The sequence below is a fragment of the Flammeovirga agarivorans genome, assembly GCF_012641475.1.
GTDB classification, from domain to species: Bacteria; Bacteroidota; Bacteroidia; order Cytophagales; family Flammeovirgaceae; genus Flammeovirga; species Flammeovirga agarivorans.
Map to the genome: position 1 here is coordinate 84,909 of NZ_JABAIL010000006.1, position 22,753 is coordinate 107,661.

The 22,753-nt window shown below is 35.6% G+C and carries 19 protein-coding genes; 12 read left to right on the forward strand and 7 right to left on the reverse strand.

Going from position 1 to position 22,753, the window contains the following annotated elements; translation table 11 throughout:
* Positions 1-18: 18 nt before the first annotated feature.
* Positions 19-1,023 (reverse strand): LacI family DNA-binding transcriptional regulator, encoded by a 1,005-nt coding sequence (locus HGP29_RS19170; RefSeq protein WP_168884040.1) that lies wholly within the window; start codon positions 1,021-1,023, stop codon positions 19-21.
* A 254-nt stretch (positions 1,024-1,277) separates the two neighbouring features.
* On the opposite strand from HGP29_RS19170, the gene HGP29_RS19175 reads away from it, so the two are divergent.
* From HGP29_RS19175 to HGP29_RS19220, 10 genes are all read left to right on the forward strand, one after another.
* Positions 1,278-2,126, forward strand: coding sequence for an amidohydrolase family protein (locus HGP29_RS19175; protein ID WP_168884041.1), 849 nt, complete (start codon positions 1,278-1,280; stop codon positions 2,124-2,126).
* 11 nt (positions 2,127-2,137) lie between these two features.
* The gene (locus HGP29_RS19180) at positions 2,138-3,088 is read left to right on the forward strand and encodes an aldo/keto reductase (RefSeq protein ID WP_168884042.1); all 951 of its coding nucleotides are present in this window, start codon (positions 2,138-2,140) and stop codon (positions 3,086-3,088) included.
* Between the two features lie 8 nt (positions 3,089-3,096).
* Positions 3,097-4,128 (forward strand): zinc-binding alcohol dehydrogenase family protein, encoded by a 1,032-nt coding sequence (locus HGP29_RS19185; protein WP_168884043.1) that lies wholly within the window; start codon positions 3,097-3,099, stop codon positions 4,126-4,128.
* 36 nt (positions 4,129-4,164) lie between these two features.
* The gene (gene fucP, locus HGP29_RS19190) at positions 4,165-5,523 is read left to right on the forward strand and encodes an L-fucose:H+ symporter permease (protein ID WP_168884044.1); all 1,359 of its coding nucleotides are present in this window, start codon (positions 4,165-4,167) and stop codon (positions 5,521-5,523) included.
* A gap of 3 nt (positions 5,524-5,526) precedes the next feature.
* Positions 5,527-5,955 carry an L-rhamnose mutarotase gene (locus HGP29_RS19195; protein ID WP_168884045.1) on the forward strand — a complete coding sequence of 143 codons (429 nt, stop codon included), beginning with the start codon at positions 5,527-5,529 and terminating at the stop codon, positions 5,953-5,955.
* Between the two features lie 8 nt (positions 5,956-5,963).
* Entirely contained in the window at positions 5,964-6,656 is a 693-nt protein-coding gene (locus tag HGP29_RS19200) for a bifunctional 4-hydroxy-2-oxoglutarate aldolase/2-dehydro-3-deoxy-phosphogluconate aldolase (protein ID WP_168884046.1), read from the forward strand.
* Positions 6,657-6,708: 52 nt separating this feature from the next.
* Positions 6,709-8,361 carry a UxaA family hydrolase gene (locus HGP29_RS19205; protein ID WP_168884047.1) on the forward strand — a complete coding sequence of 551 codons (1,653 nt, stop codon included), beginning with the start codon at positions 6,709-6,711 and terminating at the stop codon, positions 8,359-8,361.
* Positions 8,362-8,400: 39 nt separating this feature from the next.
* The gene (locus tag HGP29_RS19210) at positions 8,401-9,843 is read left to right on the forward strand and encodes a tagaturonate reductase (RefSeq protein ID WP_168884048.1); all 1,443 of its coding nucleotides are present in this window, start codon (positions 8,401-8,403) and stop codon (positions 9,841-9,843) included.
* Positions 9,844-9,997: 154 nt separating this feature from the next.
* Complete coding sequence (locus tag HGP29_RS19215; protein WP_168884049.1) at positions 9,998-11,005, forward strand: sugar kinase; 1,008 nt, start codon at positions 9,998-10,000, stop codon at positions 11,003-11,005.
* A gap of 221 nt (positions 11,006-11,226) precedes the next feature.
* A complete protein-coding gene (locus tag HGP29_RS19220) occupies positions 11,227-12,834 on the forward strand; it encodes an alpha-L-fucosidase (RefSeq protein WP_168884050.1) in 1,608 nt (535 codons plus the stop codon).
* Between the two features lie 124 nt (positions 12,835-12,958).
* On the opposite strand, the gene HGP29_RS19225 is transcribed toward HGP29_RS19220, so the two are convergent.
* A complete protein-coding gene (locus tag HGP29_RS19225; RefSeq protein ID WP_168884051.1) occupies positions 12,959-13,612 on the reverse strand; it encodes an iron-containing redox enzyme family protein in 654 nt (217 codons plus the stop codon).
* A 1,013-nt stretch (positions 13,613-14,625) separates the two neighbouring features.
* On the opposite strand from HGP29_RS19225, the gene HGP29_RS19230 reads away from it, so the two are divergent.
* Complete coding sequence (locus HGP29_RS19230) at positions 14,626-15,186, forward strand: RNA polymerase sigma factor (RefSeq protein ID WP_235958330.1); 561 nt, start codon at positions 14,626-14,628, stop codon at positions 15,184-15,186.
* A complete protein-coding gene (locus tag HGP29_RS19235; RefSeq protein ID WP_168884052.1) occupies positions 15,180-15,773 on the forward strand; it encodes a hypothetical protein in 594 nt (197 codons plus the stop codon). The genes HGP29_RS19230 and HGP29_RS19235 overlap by 7 nt, the downstream gene beginning before the upstream one ends.
* A gap of 52 nt (positions 15,774-15,825) precedes the next feature.
* Here HGP29_RS19235 and HGP29_RS19240 read toward each other — a convergent pair whose 3' ends face one another.
* From HGP29_RS19240 to HGP29_RS19260, 5 genes are all read right to left on the reverse strand, one after another.
* Complete coding sequence (locus HGP29_RS19240; protein WP_168884053.1) at positions 15,826-16,164, reverse strand: DUF2149 domain-containing protein; 339 nt, start codon at positions 16,162-16,164, stop codon at positions 15,826-15,828.
* Positions 16,133-16,738: a MotA/TolQ/ExbB proton channel family protein gene (locus tag HGP29_RS19245; protein ID WP_168884054.1), complete on the reverse strand. Its 606-nt coding sequence runs from the start codon at positions 16,736-16,738 to the stop codon at positions 16,133-16,135. The genes HGP29_RS19240 and HGP29_RS19245 overlap by 32 nt, the downstream gene beginning before the upstream one ends.
* Positions 16,722-17,387, reverse strand: a complete 666-nt coding sequence (locus tag HGP29_RS19250) for a hypothetical protein (RefSeq protein ID WP_168884055.1) — start codon at positions 17,385-17,387, stop codon at positions 16,722-16,724. The genes HGP29_RS19245 and HGP29_RS19250 overlap by 17 nt, the downstream gene beginning before the upstream one ends.
* A 2-nt stretch (positions 17,388-17,389) precedes the next feature.
* The gene (locus HGP29_RS19255) at positions 17,390-21,580 is read right to left on the reverse strand and encodes a cobaltochelatase subunit CobN (RefSeq protein WP_168884056.1); all 4,191 of its coding nucleotides are present in this window, start codon (positions 21,578-21,580) and stop codon (positions 17,390-17,392) included.
* 96 nt (positions 21,581-21,676) lie between these two features.
* Positions 21,677-22,753 carry an HmuY family protein gene (locus tag HGP29_RS19260; protein ID WP_168884057.1) on the reverse strand — a complete coding sequence of 359 codons (1,077 nt, stop codon included), beginning with the start codon at positions 22,751-22,753 and terminating at the stop codon, positions 21,677-21,679.

Sequence of the window (22,753 nt, forward strand, 5' to 3'; positions counted from 1 at the left end):
AACTCTTCCCCCTTGTTTTTAATTTATTGTACTTTCTCTTAGTATGATCTCAGTATCCATTACGACATGTTGGTGTTGATCCGCTTTTTCATAATCGAATAAAATTTCAACCGCTTTTTTACCCATTTCGAAAGATGGTTGCTTAATCGTTGAGAGCTTTGGAGAAGTATAGGTCGAAATAGGTTCATCTGCATATCCTATTATGGAAACATCATGAGGTACAGAAAGTCCTAATTCTTTAATGGTTTCTAAAACCACAAATGCCAAATAATCACTACAAGTAAAAATTGCTGTTGGGCGATTCTCTTTTTCAAAAGAAGCTTTAATCTCTTCTTTTAGTAATGCCTTATCATCAGAATTAATGATCAAAGAAGTATCCAATATCAATCCTTTTCGTTGAATGGCTTCCACATATCCCATATATCTATTAAAAGTTGTAGAAATGCCTTCTTCCCCTTTTACATGTAAAATTCTTTGGTGCCCTTTTTCTAGTAAGTGATTGACGGCCTTAAACGCACCATTAAAATCATCGGTGATTACTACAGAGGTATCGATATCTTCACAGATACGGTCCAATAAGACAATAGGTATTCCTAGGTTTCTAATTTCATTGAGGTAAGAGTAATCTTCTGTATCTTGTGATAAAGCAATAAGTAAACCATCCACTTTTGCATCCGACATTTGAAAACAAGTCCTTTTTTCTTGATCGTAATCTCGACCAGAACTTCCCACTAACATCTGATATCCCAATTCTCTGATTTTATCTTCGACGCCATGAAGCATTACCGAGAAGAAATTATGATTAAACTCTGGGATGACAACACCTACCGTTTTGGAGGATTGGTTTTGTAAGTTTCTGGCCACCATATTAGGTCGATAATTCCACTCTTTTGCTAAAGCTATGACCTTATTTCTCGTCTTCTCTGAGATGCGTTCTCCTCCATTCAAGGCCCTGGACACAGTTGTAGGAGTAACTCCTAATGCTTTGGCGATGTCCTTTATGGTTACTCTTTCTTTTCTCATGGTATTGCTTGCTACTTTATGAACTAAAAAATGTTGGTGGAAGTTGGTAAGCCCCTCAATTAAGTCCGATTATAAAACACAAATTACGCAATCACTTTTCTATTTCAAAAAAATCACCTTTGATTTTGACGCAGGACAAACGTTAAACTTTTTATCTTTAGGTGTCAACAATACATTTGTAACATCACAATAAACGATAAGCGAACACAATATCTTTTAAGGGAAATTGTGTCTAATATTACTCTGATGTACTTATGAAAAAGATAGATGCACACCATCATTTATGGAAGTATTCTCCTACGGAACATTCATGGATTGACGATTCCATGTCTGTATTAAAACAAGATTTTCTACCTCAAGATTTATGGCAAGAAATGTCAAAGGCAGGGTACGAAGGTTGCGTAGCAGTACAGGCAAGTCAGACAGAAAAAGAGACACAGTTTCTTCTTTCGGAAGCGAGTACAAATCCATTTATTTTAGGAGTTATTGGATGGGTCAATCTAAGTCATCATAATGTAAGAGAACGTTTAAATTATTTCTCTCAGTTCTCGGGATTTAAAGGGGTAAGACATGTCTTACAAGATGAGGAAGATGATCAGTTTATGTTAAGAGCAGAGTTTCTAAAAGGTATCGCCTGTTTAGAGGAGTTTGGCTTAACATACGATATTTTGATCTTTCCTAAGCATTTACCATATGCTGTTGAATTAGTAGAAAAATTCCCCAATCAACCTTTTGTGATTGATCATATTGCTAAACCAGAAATTAAAGACGGGAAGTTTGAGAATTGGGCAGACGATATGCATAAGATCGCTTCTTATAGCAATGTTCAATGTAAGCTTTCCGGAATGGTTACAGAGGCAGATTGGAACAATTGGACAGTAGAACAATTGCAACAATATATTGAAATAGTAGTAGATGCCTTTGGTGTAGATCGTGTGATGATTGGTTCGGATTGGCCTGTATGTAAACTAGCAGGTGAGTATACTGAAGTAATGCAAGTGGTAGAAAGTTACTTCACTAATGAAGAAGATAAAGAGAAAGTTCTAGGCGGTAATGCTGCCAAATTCTATGGACTTATCAATAAATCTGTAGACGTTATTTAACTAAAAATATAATGATCAATACTTTAACTAAGCCAACTTTTCTGGCAGATGTCTATAAAGACCATCCATCATTTTCACATGGAACTAGAATGGTACTAGGAACTTCAGGCCTTGGTGGTGTTTGGGGACCAGTAGATGAAAATGAATCTGTAGATCTAATTCTATATGCTTTAGAAAATGATATCTTATCGATGGATACTGCTCCATCATACAATAGAGCAGAAGAGTTTTTAGGAAAGGCTTTAAAGCAGTGGAAGGGTGAAAAACCATTTATCAGTACAAAAATTGGGAGACTTTTTGCTGAAAAGGCAGATGAATTTCATTTAGATTATTCTAGAGAGACCATGTTAAAAAGCATGGAAACAAGCTTAGAAAGGATAGGTGTTGATGCTGTAGATGTATTGTTTTTACATGAGCCTCATTTACTTCCTTATGATAAAAAAGATGATATCATTGAGACATTGTCGCTTATTAAAGAAAAAGGGTATGCGAAGAAAATTGGTGTGGGTGGAAATCCAGTGCCAGAGTTTTACCCATTCTTTGAGTCAGGACTGTTCGAAGTGGTTTCAGGGTTTATGAAAATGGATGCTTGTAATATGTCTGCATTTGAAAAAGACATTCCTTATTTCCAGAAGAACGATATACGCTATTATGCTGCTTCGGCCTTACACATGGGATTATTAGGTAGTCGATTTGAAAGACTTTGTGAAGAAAGACCTAATAACGAATGGATTTCAAACAGAGACGTTGATGTGGCTATTAAAGTAAAAGCAATTGCTGATCAATATGGAATCGATTTAGCGGGTATGTCACTACGTTATTTGATGTCTACAATTGAAGCAGACCGAATTGTAATTGGAGCTAGAAAAACAGAACAAATAAAAACAACAGTTGACTATTGGAAACAAGGTGGCTTGTCGGAAGAAATATTCAACAAAATCACAGACTGTATCTTTAACTAATTAATGAAATGAAAACAATAATTCTAAACAAACCAGGGTCTTTTGAGGTCAGTGAAATGGAATCACCTCAAGAAACTTTAAATAGCGGAGAGGCTCTAGTAAAAGTACATAGAGTAGGTATTTGTGGAACAGATTTACATGCCTATACGGGCAAGCAACCGTTCTTTACTTACCCTAGAATATTAGGTCACGAATTGGGTGTTGAAGTCATTGATATAGCTGAAGATGTAGATAATGTTGTTGTTGGTGATAAGTGTTCTGTAGAACCGTACTTCAACAAAACAGAAGACCATGCTGTAGAAAGAGGTTTTACGAATTGCGGAGAAAATATTTCTGTATTTGGAGTACATGAAGACGGAGGGATGAGAGAATATTTTAAAATCCCTGCTAAATACCTTCATGCTTCCAAATCTTTAAGTTATGATCAACTTGCATTAGTGGAGACATTGAGTATTGGTTGTCATGCGGTGAATAGAGCAAAAGTAACTGCAGAAGATACCGTAGTTGTTATTGGTGCCGGCCCTATTGGTATGGGTGCATGTCAGTTTGCGATGGCAGCAGGAGCAAAAACGGTGATGATGGATATTAACCAAGACCGTTTAGATTTCTGTAATAGAAATATTCAGGTAGACGGTACAGTTGAGGTACATCAGGAAGTTGCTGAAACGGAAAAAAGAATTAGAGCTCAGTTTGATGGTAATTTACCAACTGTCGTTATTGATGCGACGGGTAACAAACATTCAATGGCGAATACCTTACAGTATACAGCATCGGCAGGTAGAATAGTATTTGTTGGTTTATTCCCTGGAGATTTCTCTTTCCACGATCCCTATTTCCATAAAAAGGAATTAACGTTAATGGCAAGTAGAAATTCATTACCAGCAGATTTTGATCAAATCATTGAAATGATAGAGAAAAATCAAATTGATACTACACCATGGATCACTCACAAGGTCTTATTTACCGATATCGCTAACCACTTTGACAGTTGGTTAAAACCAGAAACTGGAGTTATCAAAGCAATGTTGACTTTATCATAAAACCGATAGGATTATCTTATCTCTACAATAAATGACATGAGTGAAATCACAATAAATAATATTGATTTAAATAAAGAGGAGCAGGTAGAAAAGCCTGCTCCCAATACCAAAGAAGAAAAGGTAGTAGAGAAAAAATACTTAGTACCTTTTGTCTTGATCACCAGCCTTTTTGCTTTATGGGGATTTGCCAATGACATCACAAATCCGATGGTTTCGGCTTTTAAAACAGTGATGGACATTTCGAACTTTAAAGCATCATTTGTTCAGTTTGCTTTTTATGGAGGGTACTTTACAATGGCACTTCCAGCGGCTATTTTAATAAAGAAATATTCGTATAAATCGGTGATTCTGATTGGAATGGGATTGTACGCTACAGGAACGCTTTTGTTTATTCCAGCAGCACAATTTCAGATGTTTGGTTTCTTTTTAGCTTCTTACTACATCCTTACTTTTGGTTTAGCGTTTTTAGAAACTACAGCTAATCCTCTCATCTTATCACTAGGGTCTAAGTCGACATCTACACAAAGATTAAACTTGGCTCAGGCATTTAATCCAATTGGATCACTTACAGGGATGTTTGTAGCACAGCAGTTTATTTTATCTAAGCTACAATCTGCCGAGAAATCAGCAGAAGGTAAATCATTATTTGCGACTTTACCAGAAGCAGAGCAAGCGATTATAAGATCACATGATTTGATGGTGATTAGAGACCCCTATGTAATGTTAGGTTTAGTGGTACTGATCATTGGGATAGTTATAGCAGTAACCAAAATTCCTTCCGAAAAGAAAAGAGAGGATAACTTTAGCTTAAAAGCAACCATCAATAGGTTATTAGATAATACTACATATAAAGAAGGCGTCATCGCTCAGATATTTTATGTAGGTGCACAAATTATGTGTTGGACATTTATCATCCAGTATGCGGAGAATCTTGGTTACTCAAAAGCAGAAGCTCAGTCTTTCAACATTATAGCTATGGTATTGTTCTTAACGGGTCGATTTGTAGCAACATTTATGATGAGATTTGTCTCTGCAGCACTTTTACTTTCCATTTTCGCTTTTGGTGGAGTAGCCTTAATGTGTGTAACGATCTTTGTTGGAGGTGATATTGGTTTGTATGCCTTGATTGGAACATCACTATTTATGTCGCTAATGTTCCCAACAATTTATGGAATAGCACTAGAAGGTTTGGATAATGATACAGAATTCGGTGCTGCAGGTTTAGTAATGGCCATTGTAGGTGGTGCACTTATGCCTCCAATTCAGGGAGCTATAGTAGATATGGGAGAGGTGATGGGACACCCATCAGTAAACATTTCATTTTTACTACCATTAGTATGCTTCTGCTTCATTTCAATCTTTGGTTATAGAAGGTTTATCTCTACAAAAAAATAAGACATGCAATTTAAAAGATATTGTAAAACACTTTCTCTTTCGGATAATCCAACGCTGATTGAAGAATATAAAAAAGTTCATGCGAAAGGTTATGCATGGAAGGAAATTACTGAAGGGATGAAAGAGGTCGGTATCCTCGATATGGAAATTTATATTCATAGCACCCAGTTATTTATGATCATGGATACGGTAGCGGATTTTGATCATGAAGAACAAATGAAAGTGTTGGCGACCAAGCCAAGGCAGTCTGAGTGGGAAAAGTTTGTTTCCCGATTCCAAGAAGCAGATGAAAACACAGATGCCGATGGAAAATGGGAGCTGATGGAACGCATCTATGAGTTAGAGCAAAAAGAAGATTACACTCCATTAGACGGGCAAGTAAAAGAAGTTTCTAAAATAGTAAAGGATACTCCTACTTCAATAGCAGAATAAAAACAACCATGGCAAAATTTTCAAGAATAGATGTAGTTTCTAAAATGAAAACTACGGTGATCGTTCCCGTTTTTTACAACGGTGATATTGAAACTACTCTAACGATTATCGATACAGCTTATAAAGCCGGAATCAGGGTTTTTGAATTTACCAATAGGGGAGAACAAGCGGATCAGATTTTCTCACAATTGATAAAAGTAGTGAGGAAAAATTATCCTGAATTAGCTTTGGGTATTGGATCAATTGTCGATGAAATTACAGCGGGAATATTTATTCAGAATGGTGCTGACTTTATCGTTTCTCCACTTTTTAACCCTGCTATTGCTAAGATTTGTAATCGAAGAAAAATTGCTTGGTTTCCGGGGTGTACAACAGTATCAGAAATATCAAATGCCCATGAATGTGGAGCAGAAGTAGTGAAAATTTTTCCTGCCAATAGTTTTGATGCTAAGAGCTTTATTAAGGGAGTTAAAGCACCTATGCCATGGACAGAAGTGATGCCAACAGGTGGTGTTTCCCCAACGGTAGAAAATATTAAAAGTTGGTTGGATGTAGGCGTAAGTTGTGTAGGAATTGGAGACAAACTTATTGTTAAAAATGACGATAGCACTTACGATCTGGAAGCTACCTATGTACGTCTAAAGTCACTTATGGAATTTGTCTCTGATTATAGAGGTATGACTTTGGGCATAACAGTGTAAGTAGATCCTATCTATTTTTTGAAAAACTTCACGAAGAAATAAAGAACTCAAGATGATGAATAAAGTACTAATGGTGCACCCCACAGACAATGTGATGGTCGCACTAAAAGATTTAGAAATCGCTGAAAATATTGAATTTGAAGGTCAAAAGATCACAACGACAAGTCCGGTAAAAAGTAAATTCAAATTTGCATTGAAAGATTTTGAGGTGGGTGATGAAGTGATCATGTATGGTGTTTTGGTTGGAAAAGTAACTCAACCTATCAAGAAAGGAGAAGCGCTTACAGTGGATAACGTAAAGCATGCTGCAAGTGATGTGGTGGTAAGAGATAGAAGAACGTCATGGACTAAACCCGATGTATCTGCTTTTGAAAACAGAACATTTATGGGGTATCATAGAAATGATGGACAAATCGGTACACAAAATATGTGGTTAGTTGTTCCATTGGTTTTCTGTGAAAATAGAAATGTCTTAGCAGCTAAAGAAATCTTGGAAGATAAATTAGGCTATTCAAAAGGGCGTGATTATGACCTTGACATTGATAGCCTATTACAAAAAATAGAAAATGGTTCTGAAGGTAATGCCATCTTAAACGATGATATCGTCATTCCTTTATCTGAACAAAAGAAGAACCGTGTCTTTAAAAATGTTGATGGTATCAAATTCCTTCTTCATGATGGAGGCTGCGGAGGTATTCGTCAAGATTCTGACACATTATGTCAACTATTGGCAGGGTACTTAAATAATCCAAATGTTGCGGGAGCTACTTTTCTAAGTTTAGGTTGTCAGAATGCACAGGTAGATATTCTTCAAGATGCAATCAAAAAGGTTAATCCTAAGTTTGATAAGCCTGTATTCTACGTGGAACAACAAAAGAGTGGAGCAGAATCTGATTTCATCTCCAATATTGTAAAATACACCATGGCAGGTCTTGTAGAGGCTAATAAAGTAGAACGTCAGCCAGCACCAATTTCAGCTTTAAGATTGGGCTTGGAATGTGGAGGATCTGATGGGTTCTCAGGCATCTCTGCGAATCCTGTAATAGGATATGTATCGGACATGTTGGTTGCATTAGGAGCATCTCCAATATTAGCAGAATTTCCAGAACTAAATGGTGTGGAACAAAGCCTAACAGACCGCTGTGTAGAAGAAAAAGATGCAAAGAGATTTGTGGACTTAATGGCAATCTACAAGCAAAGGGCTGAAGCCGTAGGTTCTGGGTTTGATGCCAACCCTTCTCCAGGTAATATCAAAGATGGATTAATTACTGATGCAATGAAATCTGCGGGAGCAGCCAAAAAAGGGGGTTCTTCTCCAATTGTAGAAGTATTGGATTATACAGAACAGGTAACAAAACCGGGTCTTAATCTACTTTGCACTCCAGGTAATGATGTAGAATCAACTACCGCTTTAGCGGGTTCTGGAGCGACCTTAATCACATTCAGTACAGGGTTGGGTACCCCAACAGGAAATCCTATTACTCCTGTTGTTAAGGTGTCTTCTAATTCCATTTTGGCAGAACGTATGAAAGATATTATTGATTTCAATACAGGTTCTGTAATTACAGGTGAAGATACAATTGCTACCAGAGCGGCCACTATGCTAGAGTACTTATTAGCAGTAGCTAGTGGAAAAGAAGAGACGAACTCAATGAGAATGCGTCATGATGATTTTATTCCTTGGAAGAGAGGAATCTCACTATAATATAATCTACTAAACCTCGAATATAAATTTCTATTACTTATGGAACTTAATAGAACAACTACCAACGTAAACGAACGCCCAATTAAAGTTCTCCAATTTGGAGAAGGAAATTTCTTGAGAGCATTTATCAATTGGATGATCCATGAGATGAATGAAAAAGCTGACTTTAATGCTGGAGTAGCTGTTGTACAGCCTATCGCTCAAGGGTTAGGGGAAATGTTGAAGGCTCAAGATGGGTTATATCATTTATTATTAAATGGTATTGAAAAAGGTAAATTGATCAACAAAAGAATGTTGGTGGATTGTATCCAAGAAGTAAATAACCCTTATGAGGATTATCAGGCGTTTATTCATTTGTCTGAAATTGAAACGTTAGAGTTTGTATTTTCTAATACAACAGAAGCAGGTATATCTTATAAAGAAGGAGACTTGTTAAATCAAGTGCAAGATAGTTTTCCTGGTAAACTAACGGCGTTTCTTCATCATCGTTTTGTACATTTCAATGGAGATAAAGACAAAGGTTTAGTAATCCTACCTTGCGAATTGATCGATAAGAATGGCGAAAAGTTAAAGGAAATTATTCTTCAATATGCAAAGGATTGGAACCTAGCGGATACATTTACAGATTGGTTAAATGAAGCCTGTACTTTCTATAATACTCTGGTAGATAGAATTGTACCGGGTTATCCTAAAGATAGAATTGCGGAGATCCAGAAAAGTATTGGATTTGAGGATAAACTAGTAGTTGAAGGTGAGCAATTTCACTTATTTGTTTTAGAAGGTGATCAGAAAATTAAAGAGCAATTGCCTTTTGAAAAAGCGGGATTGAATATAGTAGTGACAGATAACCAAGCACCTTACAGAGAAAGAAAAGTAAGAATTCTTAATGGAGCTCATACACTTATGGTTCCTGTAGGATTATTAGCTGGTATCGAAACGGTAAGAGAAAATCTTGAAAACGAACAAGTATGTCAGTTTATCGACAAAGCAATTTCTGAAGAGATTATTCCATCATTACCACCTGCGGAAGGAATTCTAGAATTTAAGGATGATGTATTGGATCGTTTTAGAAATCCATTTATCAAACACTACTTAAAAAGTATCTCTTTAAACTCATTCCCTAAGTTTAAAACAAGGGTATTGCCTTCTTTATTAGGATATTATGATCAAAAAGGGAGAGTGCCTAAGCATTTAGTAATGGCCTTAGCTGCTTTGATCAAATTATACGATCCAAATAATACCGTTGCTTTTGAACCACAAGATAATGCGGATGTAAAAGAGTTATTAAGCAAGGCTTGGGAAGAGTATGCTTCAAACTACAGCAACTTGGACAAGGTAGTGAAAAAGGTATTGTCTTACTCTAAACTATGGGAGCAAGATTTGAATGCGATTGCTCAATTGCATGAAGGTGTTACTCACTACTTGAGAGTGATCGACAATGAAGGTATTCAAGCAATATTAACGGAAGAATTATATGCTTAGTTAGTTGATGATGTGTGATGAAAATTAAGGGAGTCGGAAGGTTCCCTTATTTTTTCTGTATAAGAAATAGTTAGAGTTGCTTGGTTACTTAAGAGGAGTACTTTCAAGTAGCTTTCTTCTTGATTAATCCTGACATTATAGTCTTTATTTTGAAATGAAAGAACATAAAATAATAACATTAGGTGAGGTATTGATGAGACTTTCACCTATTCGAAATAAAAGGTTTGGCCAATCCAATGAGTACGAATCTTTTTTTGGTGGTGCTGAACTTAATGTCGCTGCATCATTGGGTAATTTTGGCTTAAATGTAAGTATGGCCACCGTTTTACCCTCACATGAGATAGGTAAGGAAGCACTGAATTATTTAAAACGTTATGATGTAAATACGACCCATGTCATCAGGAATAATGATAGGTTAGGTATTTATTTCACTGAAGCGGCTTCAATGCAAAGAGGAGGTAAAGTGATTTATGATCGAGCTTTTAGTGGCTTCTCTCAGCTTGCAATAGATAGCTTTGATTGGAATGATATCTTCCAAGATGCTACTTGGTTTCATTGGAGTGGTATTACTCCTGCCGTTTCCAAAAATGCAGCGCTTTTAACGAAAGTGGCCATTGAAAAAGCCTATGAAAAAGGGCTACGCATATCCATGGATTACAATTACCGTTCAAAGCTTTGGCAATGGGGTAAGAGCCATGAAGAAGTAATGCCGGAACTAATGGAGAAATGTCATGTGATGTCAGGAATACATCCAGATGTTGACCTATTAAAAGAAGAAGTAAGTGATTTGGATTTTGCATTATCTGGACAAGATATGATGAACAAATATCCTCATTGTAAAGTGGTCGTTTTCTCTTCTCGAGGAGTAATTTCAGCCAACCATCACACATGGCAGGGGGTACTCTACGATGGTAAAAAAGTATACCGTAGTAAACAGTATCAGCTGACACATATCGTAGATCGAATTGGAGGCGGAGATGCGTTTATGGCAGGCGTGATTTATGGTCTGCATGAATACGAGGGGAACTTACAAAGTTGTATTGATTTTGCAACTGCAGCTTCTGCTTTAAAACATGGAATTGATGGTGACTTTAATGCCATCACAAAAGAAGAAGTGGTACAAATGATCACTTCGGATAATGGATCAAAGGTGGAAAGGTAACCATGAAGGTCTCATAAAAAAGGGTCATTTATAGGATGGTTAAGACTACCATTACTGTAAATGATCCTTTTTCTTTTTTGGCTCCTTTTTGATGTTAGCAGCTACATATTTATTGAATATAAGGGGGTGTTTTTTATAGGGCTACTTTTAAATAATTTATTCTACAAGCATTGAAAAGGCCTTTCTTACCTTCACTTCATGATTATTTTATTCTAAAAAGTATGAGATTATTAAAGACATTATCCTTTTCAATTATCTGTGGTTTATTTTCTTGTCAGCAGACAATAACTAGCCAACAGACAATTAACCAAGAAGAGGAAACATATACGGAAGACTGGGAATCTTTAGCTAAAGCGAACAAATCACCTGAGTGGTACAAAGACGCAAAATTTGGTATTTATACTCACTGGGGACCTGTTTCAGGAGCCTTCGTGAATATGGATAAAAACGAATACCTTGGTGGCTGGCATGGCATGCTCATGTATGGTAAAGATGGATTGCCTAATTGGAAAACGGGAGAGTATCCTAAGAAGAAAGATGGAACTCCTGATCACAGTCCAACTTCGAATTATTTACATCATGTAGAGCAGTTTGGAGACCCAAAAGACTTTGGTTATAAATACCTCATCGAAAACTTTAAACCCACTGGATTTGATGCAGAGAAATGGGCTGAACTTTTTGAGAAATCAGGAGCAAAATTTGCCGGACCTGTCGCAATCCACCACGATAACTTTGCGATGTGGGATAGTAAAATGACAAGATGGAATTCGGTGAACTATGGAGGTGTAGATATTTCTAAAGAGTTGAAGAATTCTGTAGAGAAAAGAGGGATGAAGTTTATCGCTTCTTTCCACCATGCTTTTACTTGGAAGTATTTTATTCCTGCTCATGAATATGGAGGAATTTCACCAGAGGACTATGATTTATATACTACTCCTCATGGTTATGATAGCAATATGCCCACTAAAGAATATCATGATGAATGGTGGGCTAAGCTAAAAGAATATATTGACGATTATCAGCCAGATATCATTTGGTTCGATTGGTGGTTGGAAAATATGGACGAAAAGTACAGACAAAAATTCTTGTCTTACTATTACAACAAAGGAAAAGAATGGAACAAGGAAGTGGTAGTGATGTTTAAGGAAACTACTTTCCCAGAACCAACAGCCATCAGAGATTATGAAAGAGGCCGTCCTAACCAACCAAAAGAGGATGCGTGGGTGACAGATACTTCTCCAGGTACTTGGTTTTATAGATCGAATGCAAAATTTGTAGATACTAATGAATTGGTTGATATACTTATTGACATTGTTTCTAAAAATGGAAATATGTTGTTAAATGTTCCTCCAAATCCAGACGGTACAATCCCTCCTGAAATGGAAAACCTATTAACAGATATGGGACAATGGTTAGAAGTAAATGGTGAGGCAATCTATGGTACTCGTCCTTGGACGATTTTTGGTGAGGGTCCAACAAGAATTCCTGCCGGAGGTCACAAGATTGAAAGAAAGAAAATTGTATATAAAGCCAATGATATTCGTTTCACAAAGAAAAACAACAATGAGTTTTATGCTTTTGTGATGGATACACCTTCAGGTGATATAGTGATCGAGACGCTAAGTACTAGGTTCGGTATCTTAAACAATGCAATTGAAAAAATTCAATTAGTAGGTAGTGATGAACCTTTAAAATGGGAGCGAACAGATTTAGGAGTGGTAATTAAGAGACCATCTTCTTTCCCAACAAAATATGCACACGCATTTAAAATTCAATGTGAAGGTTATAAAGAAACAGACATTGGAGGAGATTTAGAGCAAGCATTGTAATGGATAATTTGTAATTAATTTATATAAGTAGAGCAAATTAAACTGACACAAACATTCTGATAAACTTAGAGGCAACAATAGTCTGTATTGGACTAATGTTGCCTCTTTTTTATCTATCTTTTTTCTAATACAAAAGAGTATTCTTTACCTCTTCTTTATTAGCTAAATAAAGTTGATGACACTCATCTATTATCAATAAATAAGCATATAATGACTGTTTAATATTATCTGCAATGTCCTCTAATTCTTCATCATTAAAGGCCTTTAGAGATTCAAGCCCTTTTTCAACATGATCAACATCCTCTTTGACATGAACTTTCAAAAAACTAAGTGAGTTATCATCGTATACATTATGTAGTAAATCGTATAACTCACTACCAACTGTAATAGCCAAGTATTCTAAAGCTATCTGATACCCCATCATAATATGATCACCATATAATAGTATTTTACCAAACTGGGCTTCATACATTGATTTGGTAGCGTGGACTGTTTTCAACGATTTATGATCAACTTTTAAGTTCATCAAATCATTTTGCGCTAAAATCTCATGACCGCTTTCTTCTTTTATGTGATGCATGATTTCGTCAAAAAAGTTTCTTCTTTTTTCGGGTGTTCTAGTAGCAGCGTATGCTAAAAGTTTCGTTGATAACTTTGCGTATTCATAAACTTGATGAAGGTAAAGAGCGTAGAAGTTGGGGTCAGTCCAAGGATAAGCTTTGTATTTCTGAGAGAAATAGCTTGTATGCAACTTCAATGTTTCTTCAATTTTACTCATAATAGATTGAAATTTAGTTTGTATTGGAATAATTAAATTACTTATTAATAGGGTGTTGGATAGGTTTATGGTTTTAGCTCCTAAATTATCCAAACTTAAACCTATAACAGCATATGTACTTTTTGTGAAAGATAGATTCTGGAGGAAAATTTTAACATTAAATTCTCTGATATACCTTTTAACAAGTATGGAGTTGACGAGAACATAACATCGATCTAGTTTTAATTGGTAACTTAATATAAAGGCATTATGAACTAGTATCATTAATAACTTGCTCGGTACTGTTGATTCGATCTTAAAGAAAGAATTAAATTCACAAAATGGTTTTTTATTTGAGTGAAGAAAATTTCTTAGTTCTTCATTATTAACACATTTATCCATAAAAAAAGTATCCTCTTTAGGAATACCATTACTACTGATATAAGACCTTAAACATTCGATTATTGGATAAACTTGAGAATTTTTTAAATCAGTATTGTAGAGGTTAATTTTTATCCCGCCAACTAATCTATTATGATGAAATAGACCTAATAGTAGGGCATTATAATCACATTCAAGGTAGTTGTATCCTTGATGAAATGATTTAGAATAAACATTAGCTTTTAAAGTATAGAACGATTTAAAAGATTGAAAGTCTTTGAGTAGCTTGATACAATAGTTGGAGTACATAAGTACTAATAGTAGTTTGCATTGAGTAAGTAATTAACACTCTAAATGTATGCAATAATTCTGTGATTGTATACAAATGCCAATGTTAATTTTATAATAATTTAAATTAACGAAAGTATGTGTAGTCAATAAGTGTGTTTCAGCTGTTTGATTTAAGGTATAAAATAATTTTCATCTTCCCCATTTGACCGAATGAAATACCCATCCTTTTTTTATCTTTCAATAAATTTTCAAAAAATAAATATCCTACTGTCATAATTGAGCTCTACTCTTGACTAATACAAGTGAAAGCAAAAACAAGTCAAGGAACGACAATGAATTCATTGTCATTTAAAAGTAAGCTCATGACTAATATTACTACTATGAATGTTGAAGCCAATCACAAGAACTTGCAGGATGTTGGTTCTGATCTTGAGAAGGTTTTTATGCGGGGATTGGAAGAAAACAAAGAAAAACTTCTTCGGGTATGCTCTGCATATGTCAATGATCATGAAGAAAAGAAAGACTTGTTCCAGGAGGTTTTAATTAATATCTGGAAGTCGATGAAGTCTTTTAAAGGCAACAGTGCAATTAGCACATGGATGTATCGGGTAACACTAAATGTGTGTATCAATACACAAACAAAGCTGTCCAAGAAAAAAAAGCAATTTATCAATATGGACAGTGTTCATTTATCTCAATATGAGAAGACATCGGATAAAGAAGAAGATCCCATGTTAGCATATCTGAGGAGCTGTATTAAAGTAATGAACGAAGCTGATAAAGCCGTCATTACTCTCTTCTTAGAGGAACTCCCATACAAGCAGATTGCAGAAATTACTGGTATTTCTGAGAACCATGTTGCTGTTAAGATCAAACGAATTAAAAAGAAATTATTACACTGTATTCAAGAAAAGTCATGCTAGAAAACGAGTTAAGTAGAATTTGGAAATCTTCATCGAAAGAAGAACAAATTAAGTTTGATAAATCACGATTGCTGATAGAAGTTCAGGCCAAAGTGGATGACTTTAATAAGCAGATGAAAATCTTATATATTCGAGAAGCATTAGGATCATTTATCGCTATTCCAATGTTTACATTCTATGCTTTTGTTGCCCCCTACATCCTTACAAAAGTAGCTTTTGGGTTGATCGCTCTTTGGGCAGTATTTATTTTGTTGGTGATAAAAAGGTCAAAAGCCAAAGTACCGGATCAATTTAACTTGAAGTATCTGGATTACCTTCAACAAACGAAAGCGTATTTAGAAGAGCAAAAGAAGTTTAGAGAAAATATTTTAACCTGGTACGTTTTACCGTTTGTGCTTTTTACTTGGTTAGGGCTGTTGGGTATTTATCAAGAAGACCCTGAAGCATTGGATACCCTTGCAATTATTGGGATTGGCTCTTTGGTGGTAGGTATAGTAATACACTATTTAAACTTAAGGTCTTCTAGAAAGGTAGTTGTTCCAAGATTAGAGAAAGTCAATACTTTAATTTCGACATTACAGGAATAGTAGTATAAAAGCGTCAAGAAATATTGAAAAATGGATTCTTGACGCTTATTTATTAGTCTTCAATATAAATGACTTCTCCGGACTCTAGCTGATAAGCAGTGCCTATCTTTTTACCTTTATCGCCATTCGTTTTCTTGTCTTGATTTTTAGATGGTGCATATTTAGAAATTTCTTTCCCCTTCTTGGTAATGATTTCCATTTCTTCCGTACCTGGATTTTTTACAATAGTGAAATCTTCATCCGAAAAAATCTCTTGCATATTAAAACGGGATACAAGGGCAACCATCAGTGCTACCGCAAATACCATGGCTACATCAAAAAGGTTCGCTACGGTAGATACTGGATCGATATCATCCTCATTATTCAAGAATGGATTGTTTCTTCTTCTCATTTTCTTCTTCCATTAAATCAATAATAAAAACCAATGTAGCGTAATCTTCCGCTAGCCATTTTTGTTGTACATTCTGAAGTACAAAACCAATACCTCCAATGATAAGTCCTACTACGGTAGTAGCAAAAGCCATTTGCATATTATTAGCCATAGAAGAAATATCTCCAGAAGAAAGGCCAACTAGGGCAGGACCCATTGGAATTAAAGTACCCATTAACCCAATGACAGGACCGAGTTTGGCTAAATTCTTTAAAACACCTAAAGTTTTACGACCTTGGGCTTCAAATTCAGCAACTACTCGTTCTCTTCGTACCAAGGAATCTTGAAAAGAGAAGATTTCAAGGATCACATCACCCAATTTTGAAGGGTTCTTAAATTGAGGAGTATTGAGGTTTTGCTTCAATTCCTGCAAATAGGGTTTCACCTCTTTTTTTTGCTTTAGACGTTGTAAAAAAGCATGATAATTTTCTCCTAATTTAATTAGAGAAACGATAAACATTGCGATTAAGGCAATGACGGTTGGAAACATCAAACCAGATGAAATCCAAAATAAAATTTTATTTACGTAATCCATGATTTCTTAATCTTGATATTAAATATCCTATGAAAACAACAATGAAGAACAACCCTATAATGACGAGTGATGACTGAATCTCGAAAGGGTTATTCTCTTGCTCATGAAGCTCTTGTGGGTTGAATAATGTAAAGGTGAAAAGTAATTGTAAAATGGTGAAAACGATAATGGTAATAGGTCTAAGTTGAAGTAATAACTTCTGGTTTCTGAGGGAGAAAAAGACACCAATGCCAATCAATATTAGCACAACAGCATAGATGAGTCCTACAGTTTTGAAACTCCAACCATGTACTTTATCAAAGACGACGATTTCCACAATTAATACTGTAATTACGGACGTGGCCTTCGGAACAAAAGCAAGAATTTCTTTGCCTTTACTAATGAAACTATTTTGCTCAAAACGTTTAATAGTGATCCCAAGTACTATTTCTACTAATTGAATGATCAAAAAGGTGGTGATCCATTTTTCTTCCAATAATTCATTTAACCAATAGTTTTTACTTTGGCTAATTAAAGTATTGAAAAATAGCAAAGTTGTTCCACCAATAATAAGATAACGTATGATCAACGGCAGCCACTGTGACTGCCATCGATCCAAAAACATCAAAACTAAATTGATAGAAAGAATAAGGAATATAATAGGTTCCATATCTACTTAGTTTTGTAATACACACCAATAATTATCATTAATAAAGCGATAACAGCTAAGGCAATTCCTAATTCAGAAGTGCTGAATGCTTCATCAATTTTTGAGACGTCTTGCTCTGTATCCTTTTGTATAACTTCTTTTTCTAGTTGTATTTGTTTCTTTTCCTCACTTTTTTGTTTTTCAGTGCTTCCTTCCCGAACATATTTCAGATTTTCTAAATAGTTTTCATTTAGTGTTTTATCTGTGGAGTTAGTGACAATGAAATCCTTTAATTTACTATTGTCACAAACAAATTCACTACATCCTGCATTATGCTTTTTGATCATTTCTTGATGAACTTCAACAAGCTTTTCTATCTGTTCTTTTGAAGCTTCCCAATATCCTTTTCTAATCGTTTCCAGCATAACTGCAGTAACCTCTTCAAGAGCATATGGATTCTCTCTTTCAAAGAATTTTTGAGTATTTAGTTTGTATTTATCTTCTACAAGTACGTCCATTAAGTCATCCCAAAGGTGGTTATCAATTTCATTGGGTTTCATCACATTCCATCCATAGGTATTGCGGATGGTTTCTGCCATATTTTCTGCACTAGTCGCTCCTTCTTTCATCATTCCCTTTAGATATTTAGGATTTAATAGAGTAGAACGAGCTTCAACCATTAATGCTTCTTTCACTCCTTGAATCTTTACATTATTGGCATTTCTGTAATCATTAAAATAAGCATCAGGGTCCTTTCCGGTAGTGTGTCTTACAGCCATACTTAATCCACCCATAAACTCATAAACATGGTCTAAGCTTAACCCACCCCATGTATTACTTTGGCGAGGCTGTACGACAACATCTGTATTTTGAAGAGCTGCTTCAAAAATGCCTTCTGCAAACTCTCCCCAGTTTTCTTCTCCATACACTGCACCCATGTTATTAATATAGGTTGTGGCAATATCTTCTTCTGTTTCCCATCGGTCACCCTTTTCTACTAACCCCATAATGTTGGTACCATAGATGCCATTGACACCACCAAATACACGTTCAGATGCAAATTGCTGTGCTTTTTGAGGAGACATTCCCTTCTCTTTTAAGAACTTCTCAGCATCTGCAACACCTTCCTTCACAAAGTTGGTCACGATATCATCAGCATTTGAAGCCAATCGAACAGCTTTATTGATCAAGAACATTCTTGAAGCTGCTAAGTCTCTAAATTGCCCAGCAGTTTGTACAACAACATCTACTCTCGGACGCTTTAATTCTTCAGATGGAATCAATTGCACATCCATAACTTTCCCAAAAGGTCCTCTTACAGGTTCGATACCCAGTAAATAGAAAATTTCAGCTAAGGTAGCTCCTTCGGTTTCTATAAAACTTCCAGCCCAAAGAGTGAAACTCACTTTCTTTGGATATTCACCATTTTTTTGGAAATGTTGATCTAATAGTTTTTGTCCCAATGATTTTCCTATCTCCCAAGATTCTTTGGTAGGTGTTGCTTCCGCGTCGATAGAATATAAATTTCTACCAGTAGGTACTCCATTTGGATTGGAGATAGGGTCCCCGCCAGAAGTTGGTTGAATATGTCCCCCCTTTATACCATTCACTAAAGCCAATTGCTCCAAGGTGGTACTATTCTTTAGGTTTTCTTTTGATTGAACTAAAGAGTTTAAACCATTTAATACATTCTGAATATTCTGCACATAAAGCATTTCCTTACGTAATTGAGTGCTTTTCTTTTGCTCAGCAGCTCTTTTCTCTAGGAGTTCTTCTTTAGGAATATCAAGTTTCTTTTTCACTTGTGATGCACCACTTTTCCCATCTACTTTTTTCTTTTTCTTGGCAGTATGAGAATGTTTTGTATGGCTTTGTTTGGCCTCCCAAGCCAGAAGCTTATCCGTTCTTTTCTGATTGATAAATTTCGCTTGTGCTTTTTCTACTGATATCCTATTGGATAAGAGTTGATGAAGTACTTTTTTGGCTGGCTGTCTATAGTTTTTATCAAAATATCGAGCATTGTCTATGTCTTTTTGTTGAGCAATTCCATCTGATACATCCAATTGAGCAAGACTATAAGCGATAGGATCTAAAGACATTAAAAGAGAAGTTTCATTCAATTGCTTTGCTGTGAAAGGTCTTCCTAAACTGTAAAGTCCATTGGCCACTTTTGAATTAGCAATTTCTTCCACATACTGTGATATACGGAAAAGTGTACTATCTGTCACCTGATCTTTAAAATTTAGACCTAAGTCCTCGTCAAGTTTCATTTTTTGTGCTATCTCAACGACTGACTTTTTATATTTCTCTTTGAGATTAATATTTTCAACACTATAGTACTTATCTAATTTTTCCTCTAGAACTTTTAGCTCATTGTAAACTTCACCTTCAGTAAATGGAGCTGTAAGGTGAGTAACCGTTGTAGCATAACTTCTTCTTTTAGCAATGATGCCTTCTCCAATATTACTGACCGTATAAATGTAAAAATGCGGTGTACTTCCAATCATGGCATCACTCCAATCGTTAGAAGATAAACCAACTTGTTTTCCAGGTGTAAATTCTAAGCTACCATGGGTACCAAAATGAATAATTGCATCGGCCTCAAATTGATTTTTGGTCCATAGGTAAGAAGCAATATATGGGTGGGGAGGAGCAGCCTTTGCACCATGTACTAATTTAAAACTATCATCACCTAGGCCAGGCATAGGTTGTGGTAGTAAAACAACATTACCAAAATCTAATCTTGATACAGCAATGTAGGCATTCTCTTTCTCCCTTACAGAAAGGTAGTCTCCGGGAGCTTCTCCAAATTTCTTAACTACTTCATTGTAGGCCGTTGACGTTAAATCTTTATTCACCCATTGATGGTACTTCGTAGTATCTACTAATGCAGGGTCTGCATTTTCAATAAAGTCATCAAATTTACCTTTAGCATAAGGCCCTAATACCAATCCATTCTTTTGAATCATTTGGTGAAACTCAGCCTCATTTTTTGGTAAGTTATCTACTTTAAACCCTTGCTTTTTTAGCATTAATAGGGTGTTGTATAATGATTGTTCTACTTCTAAATTAGCTGCAACCATGGCATTCATACCAGGTCCTTTAAAGTAATAGATTGCAATCTTTTGTTCTTCTTTTGGTTTTTGTTTTAGGTCGATATAGTTTTTACACATATCGGCTAAGCGTTCTATTCTCTCAGGAATTCCTTTGAATTTTAAGAAACCCGATTCGTCTTTCATTTCCACTGCAAAAGCATAAGGGGCAACAGCACCGTCTAATTCAGGTAGAACAACACTCATACTTAACATGCCTCCGGACATCCCTTTCTGAGAGTTTTCCCATTCTTCTTTCTTTTGAAATATACTTAAAGGTGAAAGTACAGGGATATTTTGCTCTTTTAACCATTGGCTCACATCTTCTCTGGTATGACCGGCTAAACGCCCATGTGGTAGATACACTACAAGATCTGGGTTCACCTCCTTTAACATAGAGATTCTTTTTCTATGTGCAGTGATTGTAATAACATTTAGGCCTTTTGCAAATAAGGCGTTTTGAAGCTCAAAAATATGTTCTGGGTTAGCATTAAAAGGGCCAGGAACACTGGTTAATAGGGCAACTGTAGGTTGAGCATCGTTGTATTTTTGCTCTTCTTTTTGAGTAGCAATGACCTGATCTAATGACGTAAAAGCTTTTGTCGTTCCCATGCTTAAATAAGCATCTTCAGGGATGATCACAGGTGCTTCTACCTCAGGTTTAAACCATGCTTTTTTATCAATATTCACTCTCGAATAATTGAGCATCTGATGATAATTTTCTTCACCGCCATTATCTAAATATTCATTGATAGCTATTGATGATACGGAGTCTATATTACTTAGAATATTATAGTCATCATTGTTAGAGGCATAAACATAAACTTTTGTTCCCATGTGGCCAGCTTTCATTAAGGCCATTTGTTCATCTGCAGAAAGTGATAAACCACGTCCAAAAATATAAATCACATCATAGCTGGATGCATCATCTATATCTTTTTTGGAAAGTGTATTGATCTTAATCCAATCGCTATCATTTACTTTATTAATCTTGGATAGCTGAAATTCAGAAAAGTCGATAAAAGCAATTTGAGTACTACTTACTTGGAACCTGTAATACAAAAATGCTAGTACAGTGATAATAAAAATACCACTAAACCGTAAGATTTTTTTCTTGTTCATGAAAATGACAGTATTAACCTGCAGAAGTTGTTTGTAAAGAAACTCCTTGAACCGAAGCCCAAGGAGTTAGGAACTGAATTTATTACTACACTCTAATTATTTTATCAACTGATATTCAAAAGTTGGATAGCCATTCTGACCATCTTTTGAGTAAGTAAGGAATCTTAATTTGTAGTGGTTACCTTCTTCATCATTTACTAAGAAAGTAATATGACTGTACACTTTGTAAACTCCACTGCTATGTGGCTTTTGGATATGAAACCACTCTTTACCAATGACATCACCTTGGGTTGTGAATTCATGATCAGCAACATTATTAGCATCAACTTCTTCGAAGTTACTGTCTTCTATAGTAAGAAGGTTAATTTGCTCTGCAGGGTCATCATTAGGTTCTAGATCTGGGTAGTTAGAGCTAATAGCACCTGTTACATTACCATTTTGGTTGATGATTACAGAAGCAGATAATCTCATAATATCACAGTTTACACCTGGGATAGCAGCATCACCCATTGTAAAACAAGGAGCACCTGTTCTTACTGTTACAGGAGTGACAACTAAGTCCCAATTAGCTGGCTCAATGTCATTGATAGTGTTATCAATCATCGAGAAATAAACAAAACCAGCTGTTTTTTCTACAGTAACAGTTTGTTCATTATCACCATTTAAGTCTGCATATTTAAGGACTGCTTGAGAAGATGAATTTTCAGAAATGATAAACTTCTTAAAACCTAATGCTTTACCAAGACCATTGATACCTAAGTCAAGGATATATGGTGTATTTAATTCAAAATCGTTACCGTTCCATGCTGTAGATGAAAGGTCTCCTGTTTCATCATCATATAAATATTGTAAACCTGTAGCACTTTCTTCGTTGATGGCTTCAAAATCAGATTCTACAGGAAAGGCAAGAGCTACTTTTTTCCCTGTGTTTGATTTAATAACACCATCCTGATCAAAAGCTAATTCCCAAGCATTTACTTCAACGGTAGTTGTAGTACCCGCATTAAGATCAACAAATACCTGATTTGAAAGTTGGTTAGTTAACTCTGCTGTTACAATGTCTCTTTCCACATCATCATCTTCAGGAGTAGTTGTATTGTCGTTCTCTTGGTTACATGAGAACATAGAGGACACTAACATCCCGATAAAGAAAGTTTGTTTTAATGATTTCAT